The organism is Saccharothrix texasensis (assembly GCF_003752005.1).
GTDB classification, from domain to species: domain Bacteria; phylum Actinomycetota; class Actinomycetes; order Mycobacteriales; family Pseudonocardiaceae; genus Actinosynnema; species Actinosynnema texasense.
This window is the reverse complement of sequence record NZ_RJKM01000001.1, coordinates 1,033,726-1,053,077: the sequence shown is the minus strand read 5'-3', so window position 1 is coordinate 1,053,077 and position 19,352 is coordinate 1,033,726. Positions and strand designations below refer to the sequence as shown.

Annotated in this window: 2 protein-coding genes; both read left to right on the top strand. The window is 74.6% G+C overall.

The genetic code is table 11. The features are described from left to right. The first annotated feature begins 2 nt into the window (after positions 1-2). Positions 3-17,120 carry a type I polyketide synthase gene (locus EDD40_RS43195; RefSeq protein ID WP_246037395.1) on the top strand — a complete coding sequence of 5,706 codons (17,118 nt, stop codon included), beginning with the start codon at positions 3-5 and terminating at the stop codon, positions 17,118-17,120. Beyond that, the gene (locus EDD40_RS44595; RefSeq protein ID WP_170184937.1) at positions 17,107-19,350 is read left to right on the top strand and encodes a cytochrome P450; all 2,244 of its coding nucleotides are present in this window, start codon (positions 17,107-17,109) and stop codon (positions 19,348-19,350) included. Before EDD40_RS43195 ends, EDD40_RS44595 begins: the two co-directional genes overlap by 14 nt. The last annotated feature ends 2 nt before the right edge of the window (positions 19,351-19,352 follow it).

Here is a 19,352-nt window from a genome sequence, read left to right as displayed (position 1 = left end):
TCATGGCTGACGAAGACAAGCTCCGCAGTTACCTCAAGCGCGCCACGGCCGACCTGCGGGTGATGGGCAAGCGCCTGGCCGAGGTCGAGGAAGCCGCCCGCGAGCCGATCGCCGTCATCGGCATCGGCTGCCGCTACCCGGGCGGCGTCGAGTCGCCGGACGACCTGTGGCGGCTGGTCGCCGACGGGGTCGACGCGATCGGCGACTTCCCCGCCGACCGGGGCTGGGACGTCCCCTACGACCCCGACCCGGACGCGCCCGGCGCGACCTACGCGCGTTCGGGCGGCTTCCTAGCCGACGGCGCCGGGTTCGACGCCGCCTTCTTCGGGATCTCGCCGCGCGAGGCGTTGGCGATGGACCCGCAGCAGCGCGTGCTGCTGGAGACGGCCTGGGAGACGTTCGACCACGCGGGCATCGACCCGACCTCGTTGCGCGGTAGCCGGACCGCCGTGTTCACCGGCGTGTGGTCCTCGGGCTACGCCGCCCAACCGCCGCCGGACCTGGAGGGCTTCCTCGCCACCGGCATCGCCACCAGCACCACCTCCGGCCGCGTGTCCTACCTGCTCGGCCTGGAGGGCGCGGCGGTGTCGGTCGACACGGCCTGCTCGTCGTCGCTGGTCGCGATCCACCTGGCCGCGCAGGCGCTGCGCGCGGGCGAGTGCACGATGGCGCTGGCCGGCGGCGTCACGGTGATGGCGACACCGGCCGGGTTCGTGGAGTTCGCCCGGCAACGCGGCCTCGCGCCCGACGGGCGGATCAAGTCGTTCGCCGACGCCGCCGACGGCACCAGCTGGGCCGAGGGCGCCGGCCTGGTGCTGCTGGAACGCCTGTCCGACGCGCGCCGCAACGGCCACCGCGTGCTCGCCGTGGTGCGCGGCAGCGCGGTGAACCAGGACGGCGCGTCCAACGGCCTGGCCGCGCCGAACGGCCCGTCGCAGGAACGCGTCATCCGGCAGGCCCTGGCGAGCGCCCTGCTGGAACCGTCGGACGTGGACGCCGTCGAGGCGCACGGCACCGGCACCACGCTCGGCGACCCGATCGAGGCGCAAGCCCTGCTGGCCACCTACGGCCAGGACCGCGCGGAACCGCTGCGCCTCGGCTCGATCAAGTCGAACATCGGCCACACGCAGGCCGCGGCCGGCATCGCGGGCGTGATCAAGATGATCATGGCGATGCGGCACGGCTCCCTCCCGCGCACGCTCCACGTCGACCGGCCCACCGACCACGTCGACTGGACGGCGGGCAACGTCTCCCTCCTCACCGAGCCGACGCCGTGGCCGGCGACCGACCGCCCGCGTCGCGCCGCCGTGTCGTCGTTCGGCATCAGCGGCACCAACGCCCACGTCATCCTCGAGCACGTGCCGGCCGAACCCGAGTCCACAGTGGACGAGGACCTGCCGTGGCTGCTGTCCGCGCGCACCGCGCGAGCCCTGGCCGCCCAGGCCGAACGCCTCAAAGCGGTCGACGCCCCCGCCGCCAACGTGGCCCGGGCCCTGGCGGACCGCACCCGCTTCGAGCACCGCGCCGTCGTCCTGGACCGCGCGGGGCTGGACGCGCTGGCCGCCGGCGGCAGCGCACCCGGTCTGGTCACCGGCGAGGCGGGCGTCCCGGGCAGGACCGTGTTCGTCTTCCCCGGCCAGGGCGCGCAGTGGTCCGGCATGGGACGCGAGCTGTACGAGACGTCCGCCGTGTTCCGCGCCCACGTCGACGCCTGCGCCGAAGCCCTCGCGCCGCACGTCGACTGGTCGCTCGTCGACGTCCTGCGGGCCGGCGGGCTCGACCGCGTGGACGTGGTCCAGCCCGCCCTGTTCGCCATGATGGTGGCGCTGGCCGGGCTCTGGCGCGCCCACGGCGTGGTCCCGGACGCGGTCGTCGGCCACTCCCAGGGCGAGATCGCCGCCGCGCACGTCGCGGGCACCCTCTCGCTGGAGGACGCCGCGAAGATCGTCGCCCTGCGCGCCAGGGCTTTGGTGTCGCTGGCCGGGCAGGGCGGCATGGTGTCCGTGGGGCTGTCCCCGGACCGCGCCGCCGCCTACCTGGAGCGGTGGGCGGGCCGGCTCACCGTCGCCGTGGTCAACGCCCCCGGCGCCGTCGTCGTCTCCGGCAACACCCGCGACCTGACCGACCTGCTGGCCGCCTGCGCCCGCGACGACGTCCGGGCCCGCGCGCTCCCGGTCGACTACGCCGCCCACTCGGTCGAGGTCGAGGCCATCCGCGACCGGCTGCGGCACGACCTGGCCGGCATCACCCCGCGACCCGGCGACGTCCCGCTGTACTCGACGGTCACCGGCGCGCCGGCGACCGACCTGGACGCCGACTACTGGTACCGCAACCTGCGCGAGCCGGTCCGGTTCGACCACGCCACGCGCGCGCTGCTCGACCACGGCCACGGCGTGTTCGTCGAGGTCAGCCCGCACCCGGTGGTCACCTCGGCGATCGAGGAGACGGCCGACGGGCGCGACGTCCTGGTCACCGGGACGCTGCGCCGCGACCAGCCGCACGAGTTCCGCGCCGCGCTGGCCCGCCTGCACGTGCGGGGCGTCGAGGTCGACTGGCTGTTCCCGGCCGGCGTCACCCCCGCGCCCCTGCCCGCCTACCCGTTCCAGCGGCAGCGGTTCTGGCTGCGGCCGACCACCGCCGAGACCGGCGACCACCCGCTGCTGACCACGGTGGTGGACCTGCCCGACGGCGGCGCGGCGCTCACCGGCAAGGTGTCGCTGTCCACCCACCCGTGGCTGGCCGACCACGCCGTGCGCGGCTCCGCGCTGCTGCCCGGCACGGCGTTCCTGGAGCTCGCCGCGCACGCCGCGGCGAAGGTCGGGGTGCCCGCCGTGCGGGAGCTGGTGCTGGAAACGCCGCTCGTCCTCGACCAGGACGCGGTCCGGCTCCAAGTCGTCGTCGGCCCGCCGGACGACTCCGGCGTCCGCCACGTCACCGTCCACTCCCACGCGGACGACTGGGTCCGCCACGCCACCGGCACCCTCGGCGACGCCCCGGAACCGACGTGGACGACCCCGTGGCCGCCACCGGACGGTGAACCGCTCGACGTCACCCACCTCTACGACGCGTTCGCGGCCCTCGGCTACGACTACGGCCCGGCGTTCCAAGGCGTCACGGCGGCGTGGCGGGTGGGCGACGAGGTGCACGCCGAGGTCGAGGTGCTCGCCGAGGAGCACTTCGTCCTGCACCCGGCGCTGCTCGACGCGGCCCTGCACCCGATCGCCCTGCTGAACCCGGACGGACCGGCCAAGCTGCCGTTCGCGTTCTCCGGGGTCGTGCTGCGCCCCACCGACGCGACCGTGCTGCGCGTCCGGCTGTCCGGCGGCCCCGACACCTACTCGGTCACGCTCGCCGACCCGGACGGCACCGCGGTCGCGTCCGTGGCGTCGTTGTCGGTCCGGGCCTTCGCCGACGCCCCGGACGACCTGTTCCAGCTCAAGTGGTCACCGGTGACCGGGCACGACACCGCCGAGAGCCGCCACTACGTGTCCGACCACCTCGGCGACACGCCCGACGCGGCCCTGGCGGCAGCCCAGGAGGCCCTGGCCGCGATCCAGGACCACCAGGACCGGCTGGTGATCGTCACGCGCAACGCGGTCGCCGCCGTGCCCGGTGACGCGGTCGACCTGGCCCACGCGACCGTGTGGGGCCTGGTGCGGGCGGCGCAGGCCGAGCACCCCGGCCGGTTCGCGCTGGTCGACGCGGACGACTCGTGGGACGGCGCGCTGGCCGACGAGTCGGAGCTGGCGGTGCGCCGAGGAGCCCTGCTCGCGCCCCGGCTCGTGCGGGTGGACCGCGCGCTCACCCCGCCGGACGGCCCGTGGCGGCTGGAGGACGTCGGCACCGGCAGCATCGACGACCTGGCGCTCGTGCCGAGGCCGGAGCTGACCGGACCGTTGGCGTCGGGCCAGGTCCGGCTCGCCCTGCGGGCCGCCGGGCTGAACTTCCGCGACGTGCTCATCGCGCTGGACGTCTACCCCGGCGAGGCGTTGATGGGCGGCGAGGGCGCGGGCGTGGTGCTCGACGTCGGGCCGGACGTCGACCGGTTCCGGCCGGGTGACCGGGTGTTCGGCCTGGTGCCGGGCGCGTTCGGGCCGATCGCGGTCGCCGACCACCGGGTGCTCGCCCCGATGCCGGACGACTGGTCGTTCGCGCGGGCGGCCTCCGTGCCGGTGGTGTTCCTGACCGCCTGGTACGGCCTGGTGGACCTGGGCCGCACCGGACCCGGCGACCGCGTGCTCGTCCACGCCGGCACGGGCGGCGTCGGCATGGCGGCCATCCAGCTCGCGCGGCACCTGGGCGCGGAGGTGTTCGCCACCGCGAGCCCAGGCAAGTGGGACGTGTTGCGCGGTCTGGGGTTGGACGACGACCACATCGCGTCGTCGCGGACGCTGGAGTTCGAGCAGCGGTTCCCGCGGGTGGACGTGGTGCTGAACTCGTTGGCCGACGAGTTCACCGACGCGTCGTTGCGCCTGCTCGCGCCCGGCGGCCGGTTCGTGGAGATGGGCAAGACCGACATCCGCGCGGACACCGGCGTGGACTACACGGCGTTCGAGATCGCCGACGCCGGCCCCCAGCGGCTCGGGGACGTCCTGGCCGAGGTGCTGCGGCACTTCGCCGACGGCGTCCTGGCGCCGCTGCCGATCGACGTCCGGGGCGTGCGCGACGCGGTGGACGTGTTCCGGCACATGAGCCAGGCCCAGCACATCGGCAAGATCGTGCTCGCCCTGCCCGCCGTCCTCGACGGCACGGTGCTGGTCACCGGCGGCCTGGGCACGCTCGGCCGGGCGATCGCCGCACACCTGGTCGCGCAGCACGGCGTGCGGCGGCTGGTGCTGGTCGGTCGCGGCGGCGGGGAAGCGCCGCGGCTCGACGCCGACGTGCGGGTGGTCGCGTGTGACGTCTCGGACCGCGACCAGGTCGCGGACCTGGTGGCCTCGATCCCGGACCTGACCGCCGTGGTGCACGCCGCCGGTGTGCTCGACGACGCCGTGGTCACCGAGCTGACACCGGACCAGGTGGCCTCCGTGTTCGCGCCCAAGGCGCGGGCGGCCTGGCACCTGCACGAGCTCACCCGGCACCTCGACCTGGCCGCGTTCGTGCTGTTCTCCTCCGCCGCCGGCGTGCTGGGCAGCCCCGGCCAGGCCAACTACGCCGCCGCGAACGCGTTCCTCGACGCCCTGGCCGTGCACCGGCGTGCCCTCGGCCTGCCCGCCGTCTCGCTGGCGTGGGGGTACTGGGCCGAGGCCAGCGGCATGACCGGGCACCTCTCCGACGCCGACCGGCAGCGCCTGACCCGCGCCGGCGTCGTGCCGCTGGCCACCGAGCACGCGCTGGCCCTGTTCGACGCCGCGCTGGCCGCCGACCGGGCCGCCGTCGCGCCCGTCGCGCTGAACCTGCCGGCCCTGGCCCGCACGCCCGTGCCGCCCTCGGCCCTGCGCGGGCTGGTGGGCCGCAAACCGGTCAAGCGGCCGGTCCACCGCGGTGCCCTGGCCGACCGGCTGCGGTCGCTGCCGGTCGCCGAGCAGGCGGCCGCCGTGCTCGACGTCGTCACGGCCAACACCGCCACCGTGCTCGGGCACGCCTCACCGGACGCCATCGACACGCGGCAGCCGTTCAAGGACCTCGGGTTCGACTCGCTGACCGCCGTGGAGCTGCGCAACCGCCTCGGCACGGCCACCGGCCTGCGGCTGCCCGCCACGGTGACGTTCGACCACCCCACCCCCGCACGCCTGGCCGACTACCTGCGCGGCGAGATCGTCGGCACGCGCCGCGAGGTCGCCGCACCGGTCGTGCGCGCGGTGGACGACGACCCGATCGTGATCGTCGGCATGGGTTGTCGGCTGCCGGGTGGTGTCGGGTCGCCGGACGACCTGTGGCGGCTGGTGTCCGACGGGGTGGACGCCATCTCGGACTTCCCCGACGACCGCGGCTGGGACCTGGCCCGGCTCTACCACCCGGACCCCGACCACGCGGGGACCAGCTACACCCGGTCCGGTGGCTTCCTGGCCGACGTGGCCGGGTTCGACGCGGACTTCTTCGGCATCTCGCCGCGCGAGGCGTTGGCGATGGACCCGCAGCAGCGCGTGCTGCTGGAGACGGCCTGGGAGGCGTTCGAGCACGGCGGGATCGACCCGACCTCGTTGCACGGCAGCCGGACCGGGGTGTTCACCGGCATCTGGGCCTCCGGGTATGGCGCGGGCGCGCCCTCGGACGTGGAGGGCTACCTCGGCACCGGCGCGGCGACCAGCGTGGTGTCCGGCCGGATCGCCTACCTGCTGGGGCTGGAAGGTGTCGCGGTCTCCCTGGACACGGCGTGCTCGTCGTCGCTGGTGGCGATGCACCTGGCCGCGCAGGCGCTGCGCACCGGTGAGTGCGACCTGGCGTTGGCGGGCGGGGTCACGGTGATCGCGACGCCGGTCGGCTTCACGGAGTTCTCCCGGCAGCGCGGGCTCTCGGTCGACGGTCGGTGCAAGCCGTTCTCCGCCGCCGCCGACGGCACGAGCTGGGGCGAGGGCGCGGGTCTGGTGCTGCTGGAGCGCCTGTCGGACGCCCGCCGCAACGGTCACCAGGTGTTGGCGGTGCTGGCCGGCACGGCGGTGAACCAGGACGGCGCGTCCAACGGGTTGACCGCGCCGAACGGCCCGTCGCAGGAGCGGGTGATCCGCCAAGCCCTGGCGAACGCCGGGCTGGAACCGTCCGATGTGGACGCGGTCGAGGCGCACGGGACCGGCACCACGTTGGGTGACCCGATCGAGGCGCAGGCGTTGTTGGCGACGTACGGGGCGGATCGTGCGGAGCCGTTGTGGTTGGGTTCGGTGAAGTCGAACATCGGCCACACGCAGGCGGCTGCGGGTGTCGCGGGTGTGATCAAGATGGTGATGGCGTTGCGGCACGGGCGGTTGCCGCGCACGTTGCACGTGGACGAGCCGACGCCGCACGTGGACTGGACGGCCGGGGACATCCGGCTGCTCACCGAACCGGTCGCGTGGCCGGAGACCGGGCGTCCCCGGCGCGCCGCCGTGTCGTCGTTCGGCATCAGCGGGACCAACGCGCACGTCGTGCTGGAGCAGGCGCCGGACCCGGCCGAGCCGACCGCCGACGTCGACCTGCCCTGGTTGGTGTCGGCGAAGAGCGAACCCGCGCTGCGGGAGCAGGTCCGGCGGGTCCGGGAGTTCGCCGCCCGGAACCCGGACGTGCGCGTCGGCCGCGCGCTGGCCGGTCGGACGAGGTTCCCGCACCGGACGGCGGTCATCGGGCCGGACGTGGTGTCCGGGGTGGCGGGCTCGCCGGACCGGACGGTGTTCGTGTTCCCGGGCCAGGGCGCGCAGTGGATCGGCATGGGCCGCGACCTGTACGCGTCGGAGCCGGTGTTCCGGGACGCGGTCGACGCGTGCGAGCGGGCGTTGGCCCCGCACGTCGACTGGTCGTTGGTCGAGGTGTTGGACGGTGGCGCGCTGGACCGGGTCGACGTGGTGCAGCCCGCGCTGTTCGCGGTGATGGTGGCGCTGGCTCGGCTGTGGCAGTCCGTCGGCGTCGAGCCGGACGTGGTGGTCGGCCACTCGCAGGGCGAGATCGCCGCCGCGCACGTCGCGGGCGCGTTGTCGCTGGAGGACGCCGCCCGCGTGGTCGCGCTGCGGAGCAAGGCCCTGGTCGCGATCTCGGGCCGGGGCGGGATGGTGTCGCTCGGCCTGTCCGCCGACCGGGCCGCCACCCACCTGGCCCGGTGGGGTGAGCGGCTGACCGTCGCGGTGGTCAACGCGCCCGGCTCGGTGGTCGTGTCCGGTGACACGGACGCGCTGGAGGAACTCCTCGCGGCCTCCGACGAGGTCCGCGCCCGCCGCCTGCCCGTGGACTACGCCGCCCACTCCGCCCAGGTCGAGGCCATCCGCGACCGGCTGCTGACCGACCTCGCGGACATCACTCCGTCGTCCGCGCGCATCCCGTTCCACTCCACGGTGACCGGCGAGGTGATCGACACCGCCGGGCTCGACGCCGCCTACTGGTACCGGAACCTGCGCGCGCCGGTGCTGTTCGAGCAGGCCGCCCGCGCGTTGCTGGCCGAGGGGTCCCCCGTGTTCGTGGAGATCAGCCCGCACCCGGTGCTGGTGCCCGCGCTGGAGGAGCAGGACGCCACGACGAGCGGCACGTTGCGCCGCGACCAGGGCGGACGTGAGGACTTCCTGGCCGCCGCGGCACGGCTGTTCGTGCTCGGGCTGGACGTCGACTGGGGTGCGCCGTCGCCCGCGGTCGGCCTGCCGACGTACCCGTTCCAGCGGGAGCGCTTCTGGCTGGCGCCGCGCGGCTCCGGCGACGTCTCCGGGGCGGGCCTCGACCCGGTCGACCACCCGCTGCTCGGCGCGTCCGTCGAGCTGCCCGGCGACCGGGCCGTGGTGCTGACCGGCACGCTGTCCACGGCCACGCACCCGTGGCTGGCCGACCACGCGGTGCTGGGGACCGTGCTGCTGCCCGCGACGGCGTTCGTGGAACTCGTCGCGCACGCGGCGGTCGTGGTCGGCTGCGCGGCGGTCGAGGAGCTCGTCCTCGAATCGCCCCTGGTGCTCGACGGCGCCGTTCGGGTGCAGGTCGTCGTGGGCGTCGCGGACGACACGGGCCGCCACCCGGTGGAGGTGCGTTCCCAGGGGCAGGACGACTGGGTGCGGCACGCCACCGGCGTCCTCGTGCCGGAACCGGTCACCGCGCCGGTGTTCCCGTCGAGCTGGCCACCGGCCGGCGCGCGGCCCGTCGACGTGCGAGACCTCTACGACGCGCTGGCGGGCGCGGGGTACGAGCACGGTCCGGCGTTCCAGGGCGTGCGCGCGGTGTGGCGCGCGGACGGCGAGGTGTTCGCCGAGGTGTCGGTGGACGACGCCGCCCGGTACGGCACGCACCCCGCCCTGCTCGACGCGGCCCTGCAACCGCTGGCGCTGCTCGCCGACGCGACCGGCGAGGTGCGGTTGCCGTTCTCCCTCACCGGGATCACCGTCTACCGCGCCGGCGCGTCGACCGCCCGGGTCAGGCTGTCGGGCACGGCGACCACCGGCTACACCGTCGCGCTCGCCGACGACACCGGCGCGCCCGTCGTCACGATCGGCTCGGTCACCACCCGCCCGATGGCGCGTCAGGCCGACGACGCCCTGTTCGGGCTGGACTGGGTCCGCCGGGACGGCGACGCGGCCACCCCGGACCGCGTCGTGGCGCCGGCTTCGGCCGAGGACGCGCTGGCACTGCTCCAGGCCTTCCTCGCCGAGGACGGCGACGGGCGGTTGGTCGTGCACACCCGCAACGTGGTGGCGGCGACGTCCGGCGACCACGTGGACGACCTGGACGGCGCGGCCGTCTGGGGCCTGGTCCGCGCCGCGCAGGCCGAACACCCCGGCCGCTTCGTCCTCGTGGACACCGACGACTCGCCGCCGGTCGTCCTCGACGACGAGGACCAGCTCGCCGTCCGCCGCGGCGTGGTCCGCGTGCCCCGGCTCGTCCGGGCCGCCGCGCACGCGCCCGTCACGGGCTCGCTGGTGGAGCCGGGCACCGGCAACCTCGACGACCTGGTGTTCACCGAGGCCCCCGACGTCCCGTTGCGGCCGCACGAGGTGCGGGTCGGGGTGCGGGCGGCGGGGATGAACTTCCGCGACGTGCTGATCGCGCTGGGCGTCTACCCGGCCGCGGCGACGCTCGGCAGCGAAGGCGCGGGCGTGGTGACCGAGGTCGGCTCGGCCGTCACGGGGCTGCGGGTCGGTGACCGGGTGCTCGGCCTGCTGCCCGGCGCGTTCGGGCCGAGCGCGGTCGCCGACCACCGGGTGCTCGCCCCGATGCCCGCCGACTGGACGTTCAGCCGGGCCGCCGCCGTCCCGGTGGCGTTCCTGACCGCCTGGTACGGCCTGGTCGACCTCGGTCGGCTCGGCGAGGGCGACCGGGTGCTGATCCACGCCGGCGCGGGCGGTGTGGGCATGGCGGCGATCCAGCTCGCCCGCCGCTCGGGCGCGGAGGTGTTCGCCACCGCGAGCCCCGGCAAGTGGGATGTGTTGCGCGGGTTGGGGCTGGACGACGACCACATCGCGTCGTCGCGGACGCTGGAGTTCGAGCAGCGCTTCCCGCAGGTGGACGTGGTGCTCAACTCGTTGACCGGCGAGTTCACCGACGCGTCGCTGCGACTGCTGGCAGACGGCGGACGGTTCGTCGACATGGGCAAGGCCGACGTCCGCGACGTGCCCGGCTACCGGGCGTTCGACCTGGCCGACGCAGGCCCCGAACGGCTCGGCGAGGTGCTGGCGGAGGTCGTGCGGCTGCTCGTGGCGGACGAGCTGGAGGTGCCGCCGATCACCGCGTGGGACCTCCGGCGGGCTCGGGAGGCGTTCCGGCACATGAGCCAGGCCGGGCACGTCGGCAAGATTGTGCTGACCGTCCCGGCGCCGCTCGACCCGGACGGCACGGTGCTCGTCACCGGCGGCACCGGCACGCTCGGCCTGCTGGTGGCCCGCCACCTCGTCACCGCGCACGGCGTGCGGAAGCTCGTGCTGGCAAGCCGGTCCGGTGGCCCTTCGGTCGCCATCGACGGCGCGGACGTCACCGTGACCGCCTGCGACGTGGGCGACCGGGAGGCGGTGGCCGCGCTGCTGGCCGAGATCCCCGACCTGACCGCTGTGGTGCACGCGGCGGGGGCGCTGGACGACGGCGTGATCGAGTCGCTGACCCCCGAACGGCTCGCCGGGGTGCGTGCGGGCAAGGCCGATGCGGCCCGGCACCTGCACGAGCTGACCCGACACCTGGACCTCAGCGCGTTCTTGCTGTTCTCGTCGGCCGCCGGCGTGCTCGGCAGCGCCGGCCAGGGCAACTACGCCGCCGCCAACGCCTACCTGGACGCCCTGGCCGAGCACCGCCGCGGGCAGGGCCTGGCCGCGGTGTCGGTGGCGTGGGGGCAGTGGGAGCAGACCAGCGGCCTGACCGGGCAGTTGACCGACGCCGACCGACAGCGCCTGGCGCGATCCGGCGTCGTGCCGCTGTCCACCGAGCACGGCCTGGCCCTGTTCGACGCGGCCCTCACCGCGCCCGCGCCGACCCTGGTGGCGGCCGGGCTCCGGGTGTCGGCGCTGGGCGACCGGCCGGTGACGCGCGCGCTGACCCGTCGTCGGCCCACCCGGACCTCGGGGGTGGCCCGGGACCTCGGCGCGTTGCCCGAAGCCGAGCAGCGCGCGGCGCTGGTGGAGCTGATCACCACGCACAGCGCGGCCGTGCTGGGGCGCACGGACGGCGTCGACGCCGACCGGGCGTTCAAGGACCTCGGGTTCGACTCGTTGACCGCGGTGGAGCTGCGCAACCGGCTGGCCGCCGCGGTGGGCGTCCGGTTGTCGGCAACCATGACGTTCGACCACCCCACCCCCGGGAAACTGGCCGACCACCTGCGGGAAGTGCTGCTCGGCGCGGCCCGGCCGGTCGTCGCGCCGGTCGCCGCGGCCGTCACCGACGACCCGGTGGTGGTGGTCGGCATGGCGTGCCGGTACCCGGGCGGTGTCGGGTCGGCGGCGGACCTGTGGCGGCTCGTGTCCGAGGGCGTGGACGCGATCAGCGACTTCCCCGAGGACCGCGGCTGGGACGTGGCGAGGCTGTTCGACCCGGACGGCGGGCCCGGCACCAGCTACACCAGGTCCGGCGGGTTCCTGGCGGACGTGGGTGGGTTCGACGCGGCGTTCTTCGGGATCTCGCCGCGTGAGGCGGTGGCGATGGACCCGCAGCAGCGGTTGGTGCTGGAGACGGCGTGGGAGGCGTTCGAGCACGCCGGGATCGACCCGACCTCGTTGTCGGGCAGCCGGACCGGCGTGTTCACGGGTAGCTGGGCGTCCGGGTACGCGGGCGGTGTGGACCAGGTCTCCCGGGACGTCGAGGGTTACCTGGCCACCGGCACCGCCCCGAGCGTGACGTCCGGGCGGGTGTCGTACCTGCTCGGGCTGGAAGGCCCGGCGTTGTCGATCGACACGGCGTGCTCGTCGTCGCTGGTGGCGATGCACCTCGCGGCCCAGGCGCTGCGGTCCGGTGAGTGCGAACTGGCGCTGGCCGGCGGTGTGACGGTCATGGCCACACCCGCGAGCTTCGTGGAGTTCTCCCGGCAGCACGGCCTGTCCGCCGACGGCCGCTCGAAGTCCTTCTCGTCCTCGGCCGACGGCACGAGCTGGGGTGAGGGCGCGGGTCTGGTGCTGTTGGAGCGGTTGTCGGACGCCCGCCGCAACGGTCATCAGGTGTTGGCGGTGCTGGCGGGTTCGGCGGTGAACCAGGACGGCGCGTCGAACGGGTTGACCGCGCCGAACGGTCCGTCGCAGGAGCGGGTGATCCGGCAGGCGTTGGCGAGCGCGGGGCTGGAGCCGTCCGATGTGGACGCGGTGGAGGCGCACGGCACCGGTACGACGTTGGGTGATCCGATCGAGGCTCAGGCGTTGTTGGCCACTTACGGCCAGGATCGTGCGGAGCCGTTGTGGTTGGGGTCGGTGAAGTCGAACATCGGCCACACCCAGGCCGCCGCGGGCGTCGCGGGCGTGATCAAGATGATCATGGCCATGCGGCACGGGCAGTTGCCGCGGACGCTGCACGTGGACGAACCGACCCCGCACGTGGAGTGGGAGCGCGGCGAGATCCGGCTGCTCACCGAGACCCGGCCGTGGCCGGGGACCGACCGCCCGCGCCGGGCCGGCGTCTCCGCCTTTGGGATCAGCGGCACCAACGCCCACCTGATCCTCGAACAGGCGCCTCCGGCCGAGCCGGTCGAGGTGGCCGACCCGGTGCCGTGGTTGTTGTCGGCGAAGTCGCCGGAGGCGCTGCGTGCGCAGGCACGACGGCTGCGCGACCACGCCGGCGACCCGGCGGTGGGTCCGGTCCTGGCGGCGCGGACGCGGTTCCCCTACCGCGCCGCGTTCACCGACCCGACCACGCTCCCGGCCGACCTCGACGCCTTGGCCGACGCCCCGATCGCGGCGGCCCGCGCGGGGAAGACCGCGTTCGTGTTCTCGGGTCAGGGTTCGCAGTGGCGCGGTATGGGTGGGCGGTTGGCCGAGGCGTACCCGGTGTTCGCGGAGACCTTGGCGGAGGTGTGTGATCGGCTTGGCTTGTCGTTGGGGGAGGTGGATGTCGATCAGACCCGGTTCACGCAGCCGGCGTTGTTCGCGGTGGAGGTTGCGTTGTTCCGGTTGGTGGAGTGGTTGGGTGTGCGGCCTGATTATCTGATCGGGCATTCGGTGGGTGAGATCGCCGCCGCGCACGTTTCCGGTGTGCTGAGCCTGGATGACGCGTGCGTGCTGGTGTCGGCGCGTGGCCGGTTGATGCAGGAGCTGCCGCCGGGTGGGGCGATGGTGTCGATCCGGGCGGCCGAAGCGGAGATCGACCTCACCGCCGGAGTCGAGATCGCGGCCGTCAACGGGCCCGAGTCCGTGGTGATCTCCGGTGACGAGGACGCGGTGCTGCGGCTCGCCGAACTGTGGCGGGAACGGGGACGGGAAACCCGGCGGCTGGCGGTGAGCCACGCGTTCCACTCGGCGCGGATGGAGCCGATGTTGGGGGAGTTCGCGCGGGTGGTGGAGGGGTTGTCGTTCGGTCATCCCCAGATCCCGATCGTGTCGACGGTGGTGCCGGACTTGTCGGGTAGCGTTGAGATCGGGGATCCCCTGGGCGGGGAGCTTTCCGCAGGCGCGGTTTTCGACGCGGGTTATTGGGTGCGTCAGGCGCGTGGGGCGGTGCGGTTCGAGGATGGTATGGAGTGGTTGCGTGCCCGTGGTGTGACGTCGTTCCTGGAGATCGGTCCTCATCCGACTCTGGTGCCGATCGGTGTGATGCGTCGGGAGGACGACTCGCCCCAACGGCTCCTCGCGGCCCTCGGCCGGCTGTGGGAGCAGGGCGCGGACTGGCGTCCGCCGGTACCCCGCGTCCACCGCGACCTGCCCGCCTACCCGTTCCAGCGGGAGCGCTTCTGGTTGGTGCCGAGCGTGCCGGCGGACGTGGCCGGCGCGGGCCTCGACGCGCTGGACCACCCGCTGCTGCGGGCGTCGGTGACCCTGCCCGACGGCCAGGGCGTGGTGCTGACCGGCGTGCTCGCCCGGTCCGCGCACCCGTGGTTGGCCGAGCACACCGTCCTCGACACGGCCCTGCTGCCCGCCACCGGGTTCGTGGAACTGGCGTTGCAGGCAGGCGGCCACGTCGGCTGCCCGGTGCTGGCCGAACTCGTGCTCGAAGCCCCGTTGCCGCTGCACGACACCGTGCACGTCCAGGTCACCGTCGGCGCGCCGGACGACGCCGGACGGCGACCCGTCACCCTGCACTCGCGCACCACCGCCGAGCCGGACGACTGGACGCGTCACGCGACCGGTGTCCTGCGCCCCGAACCGGCCACCCCGCCGGCCGGGCCCGCCACGTGGCCACCGGCCGACGCGACCCCGGTCGACATCACCACCCTCTACGACACGCTCGCCGCCGCGGGCTACGACTACGGGCCCACGTTCCAAGGACTGCGCGCCATCTGGCGGCACGGCGACGACCTGCACGCCGAGGTCGCGTTCCCCGCCGACCACGCGCAGCTGACCGGCTACGGCATCCACCCGGCGCTGCTGGACGCGGCGATCCAGCCGCTCACCCTGCTCACCGGCATCACCGCCGAGGTCGACGGCCCCGGCCAGGGCCTGGCCCGGCTGCCGTTCTCGTTCGCGGGCGCGTCGATCACCGGCACGGCCGCCACCCTGCGGGTCGTGCTGTCGCCCACCGCGCCGGACACCTACTCGGTGCGCGTCACCGACACCGCCGGCACCCCGGTGGCCACCGTCGACTCCCTCGTGCTGCGTCCCGTCGAGCTGGGCGGTCTCGCCGTCGCCCGCCACCCCAACTCGCTGTTCACCCTCGACTGGACGCCGCTGCCGGGCGCCGACGCGCCGGACGTGCCGGTGGAGTTCCTCGAACTCGCGACCACCGGGGGAGACCCGGTCGAGCAGACCCACGCCCTCACCCGGCAGGTGCTGCACGACGTGCGACGAGCCCTCGCCGACGACACCCGCCTGGTGATCGTCACCCGTGCCGACGACCTGGCCCACGCGGCGGCCCGAGGGCTGGTGCGCAGCGCGCAGACCGAGCACCCCGGCCGGTTCCTGCTGGTCGACCACGACGACGCCGAGGCGTCCCGCCGGGCGCTCCCGGCCGCCGTGCGCTCCGCGTTCGCCCAGGCGGAACCGCAACTGCGGCTCCGCGACGGCGAAGTGCTCGCGCCCAGGCTCACCAGGTCCGCCAAGGAAGCCGCGCCACGCCCGCTGCGCGGCACCGCGCTGATCACCGGCGGGTTCGGCGTCCTCGGAGGTCTGACCGCACGTCACCTCGTCACCGACCACGGCGTGCGGCACGTGGTCCTGGCCGGACGACGCGGTTCCGCCACCCCCGGCGCGGCGCAGCTGCGAGCCGAGCTGGCCGGCCTCGGCGCGACCGTCACCGCGGCCGCGTGCGACGTGGCCGACCGGGACGCCGTCGCCGGGCTCCTCGCCACGATCGACGACCTGCGCGTCGTCGTGCACACCGCCGGGATCGTGGACGACGCCGTGGTCGACTCCCTCACCCCCGAGCAGGTGGACGCCGTGCTGCGGCCCAAGGTCGACGCGGCCTGGCACCTGCACGAGCTGACCCACGACCTGGACGCGTTCGTGCTGTTCTCGTCCGCGGCGGGCGTGCTGGGCAGCCCCGGCCAGGCCAACTACGCGGCGGCCAACTCGTTCCTCGACGCGCTGGCCCGCCACCGGCACGCCCTCGGCCTGCCCGCCGTGTCGCTGGCCTGGGGCTACTGGGCGCAGGAGAGCGGCATCACCGGCCACCTCGGCGAAGCCGACCGGCTCCGCCTGAGCCGCGCGGGCCTGCTCGCGCTGTCGACGGACCGGGCGCTCGCGCTGCTCGACATCGGCCTGGCGGCCGGCGAACCGGTGCTGGTGCCCGCCCACCTCGACCCGGCCACGGCGAAGACGGCGTTGCTGCGCGACCAGGCGCGGTCACGGCAGCCGAAGGCGCCCGCGGTCACCCCGGCCGACCTGCTCGGCCGGCTCGCCGCCCTGGCCGAGCCCGAGCAGCGCGCCCTGCTGCTGGACGTGATCAACACGCACAGCGCGGCCGTCCTGGGCCACACCACGCGGCTCACCGCCGACCCGCAGCAGGCGTTCCGCGACCACGGCGTCGACTCGCTGACCGCGATCGAGCTGCGCAACCGGCTCAACGCGGCCACCGGCCTGAACCTGGCCGCGACCGCCGTCTTCGACTTCCCGACCCCCGCCCAGCTGGCCAACCACCTCTACGGGCAGCTGCGCGGCACCGCCAACCGGGACGTCGGACCGCTGGAAGCGCTGCTGCGCAAGGCGATCGACGTCGACCGGGCGCGCGACGGCGTCGAACTGCTGGCCACCGCGGCCCGGCTCGCCCCGCTCGCCGACCGGCTCGACGCCACGCCGGTCAAGCTCACCACCGGGTTCGTGCCGCCCGCGCTGATCTGCCTGCCGTCCGCGCTGGCGTTCACCGGCGTGGAGGAGTACGCCCGGTTCGCCGCCGCGTTGGAGGCGATGCGGGACGTGACCGCCGTGCCGCTGCCCGGTTTCGCCGGCGGCCCGCTGCCCGCCACCGCCGAAGCACTGGTGGACGCGGTGGCGGACGCCGTCGCCGAAGCGGGTGTCGGCGAGTTCGCGCTGGTCGGCCGGTCGGTCGGGGCGTGGCTGGCCCGCGCCGTCGTCGCCCGCCTCGAAGCCAGGGGGGTGGCGCCGGCCGCGCTGGTGCTGATCACGCCCGCCGACGACCCGCGCGCGGTGCTCGACGGCGTGCTCGACCCCGAGCACCAGGTCCACCCCGTCGACGACGACCGGCTGGTCGCGATGGGCCGCTACCTCGACCTGGCCGGGCAGTGGGAACCGGGCCCGACCCGCGCGCCGGTGCTGCACGTCGGCACCGCGCACGAGCGCCCACCGTCCGGGCAGGAGTCGGTCGTGGTCGCCGGCGACCACTTCTCCGTGCTGGAACAGCACTCCGCCTCCACCGCGCTGGCGATCAGCAGCTGGCTCACGGACTTCCGCGGGTACGGCGCCGGGTTGTCCGAACTCAGGGAAAGGGACGTCCATGATCTGGGATGACGTGTTCATCGGCGGCACCGGGCACCACCTGCCGCCGCGCACGCGGGCGACGGACGCCGTGCCGGACACCGACACCATGCGGCGGCTGCTCGCGCTGTCCGACTTCACCTCGTTCACCCAGTCCGACGACCTGACCGAGCACGCCATGGCGGTGCGGGCGGCGATCGGCGCGCTGCGCCAGTCCGGGCTGACCGGCGCCGACATCTCGATGGCCGCCTACGCGCAGATGGACCACCAGGACCACATGGCGTCCTCGTGCCACCTCCAGCGCGTCCTCGGCCTCGGCCACGCCCTGGTCTACGAGGTGGAGGCGACCAGCAACGGCGGCTCGGCCGCGCTCCAGGCCGCCGCCGCCCACCTAGTGGCCGACCGGTCCGCCACCGCCACCCTGGTCACCGCGACCGCCCGGTTCCTGCCGCCCCGCTGGGAGCGCTGGCAGCCCACCGTCGGCATCTTCCTGGCCGACGGCGCCGCGGCGGCCGTGCTCACCCGCGACGGCGGCCGGGCGCGCCTGGTCGCCACCGCCAACAGCTCCGCCACCCAGATGGAAGTGCTCGCCACCCCGTCCATCCCCGACCCGCTCGGCCACCGCAACCGCACGCCCATCGAGGTCACCGGCCTCGCGCCCTACCTCACCCTGATGAGCGAGGCGCTGGTCAACGCGGTCGAGCAGGCCGCCAAGGAAGCGGGCGTCGCGATCGCCGACATCACCCGGTTCGTCGTCACCGGGCTCGGGCTGGCCCAGCTCCAGGTGGTCGTGCTCGAACCGCTCGGCATCGACCTGGACCGCACCACCTGGCCGTTCCTGCGCGAACTCGGCCACGTCGGACCGTGCGACCAGCTGCTCGGCGTCGACCACCTGCTCAACGACGGCGGCCTGGAGCCCGGCGACACGATCATGGTGATCGGGCTCGGCATGGGCTCCCGGTTCACCGCCGCGCTGCTGGAGGTCACCGAGCCGCCCAAGCGCGGCGCCACGTTCGTGACGGAGTCCGTCGAGATCCCCCCGGTCGAGCGGTACACCATCGACCCCTCCGGCAGCGACATCTTCGGCGAGGCCGCCGCCCTGCGCGAACGCGGCCACACCACGCCCGTCGAGCTGCCCGGCGGCATCGGCGCGTGGGCGGTGACCGGCCACGAAGCCGTCAAGGCCGTGCTGCTGGACCCGGACGTCTCCAAGGACGCCAACCGGCACTGGCCCGCCTGGCGCAACGGCGAGATCCCGCCCGACTGGCCGCTGATCATGTGGGTGGCGATGAAGAACATGTTCACCGCCTACGGCGAGGACCACGCCCGGCTGCGCAAGCTGGTGGCCAAGGCGTTCACCGCGCGCCGCATCGACGCCATGCGCCCGCGCGTCGAGGAGATCACCGCCGACCTGATCGACCGGCTGGCCGCCGTGCCGCGCGGCGAGGTGGTCGACCTGCGCGCGGAGTTCGCCTTCCAGCTGCCCATCCGGGTGATCGGCGGCCTGTTCGGGCTGTCCGCGCGCACCGGCGCCGACCTGCGCCGGCTCGTGGAGGCGGTGTTCAGCCTCGACGCCGACCCCGACGGCGTGCAGGACGCGTCCGCCGAGCTGTACATGCTGCTCAAGGGCCTCGTGACGGAGAAACGAGCCAACCCCGGCGACGACATGACCACCGACCTGATCGCCGCCCAGGAGGAGGACGGCAGCCGGCTCGGCGAGCAGGAGCTGCTGGACACGTTGCTGCTGACCATCAGCGCCGGCTTCGAGACCACGGTCAACCTGCTCGACAGCGCGGTGCACGCGCTGGCCGCGCACCCGGCGCAGCTCGATCTCGTCACGGCGGGGACGAGCACGTGGGACGACGTGGTGGACGAGACGCTGCGCTGGCAGGCGCCGGTGCCGAACCTGCCGCTGCGCTACGCGGTGCGGGACGTGGAGGTCGACGGCGTGCCGATCGCCAAGGGCGACGCGATCCTGGTGTCGTTCGGCGCGGCCGGCCGCGACCCGGCGCGCCACGGCGAGAACGCCGAGGCGTTCGACATCACCCGCCCGTCCCGGCGCGACCACCTGTCGTTCGGCCACGGCGTGCACTTCTGCCTCGGCTCCCCGCTGGCGCGGATGGAGGCCACGGTCGCGTTGCGGGCGCTGTTCGAGCGGTTCCCGAACCTTCGGCTCGCCGTGCCGCCGGCGGACCTGGAACCGTTGGGCTCGTTCTTCACCAACGGGCACAAGTCGCTGCCCGTGGTGCTGGAGGAGGACTGAGA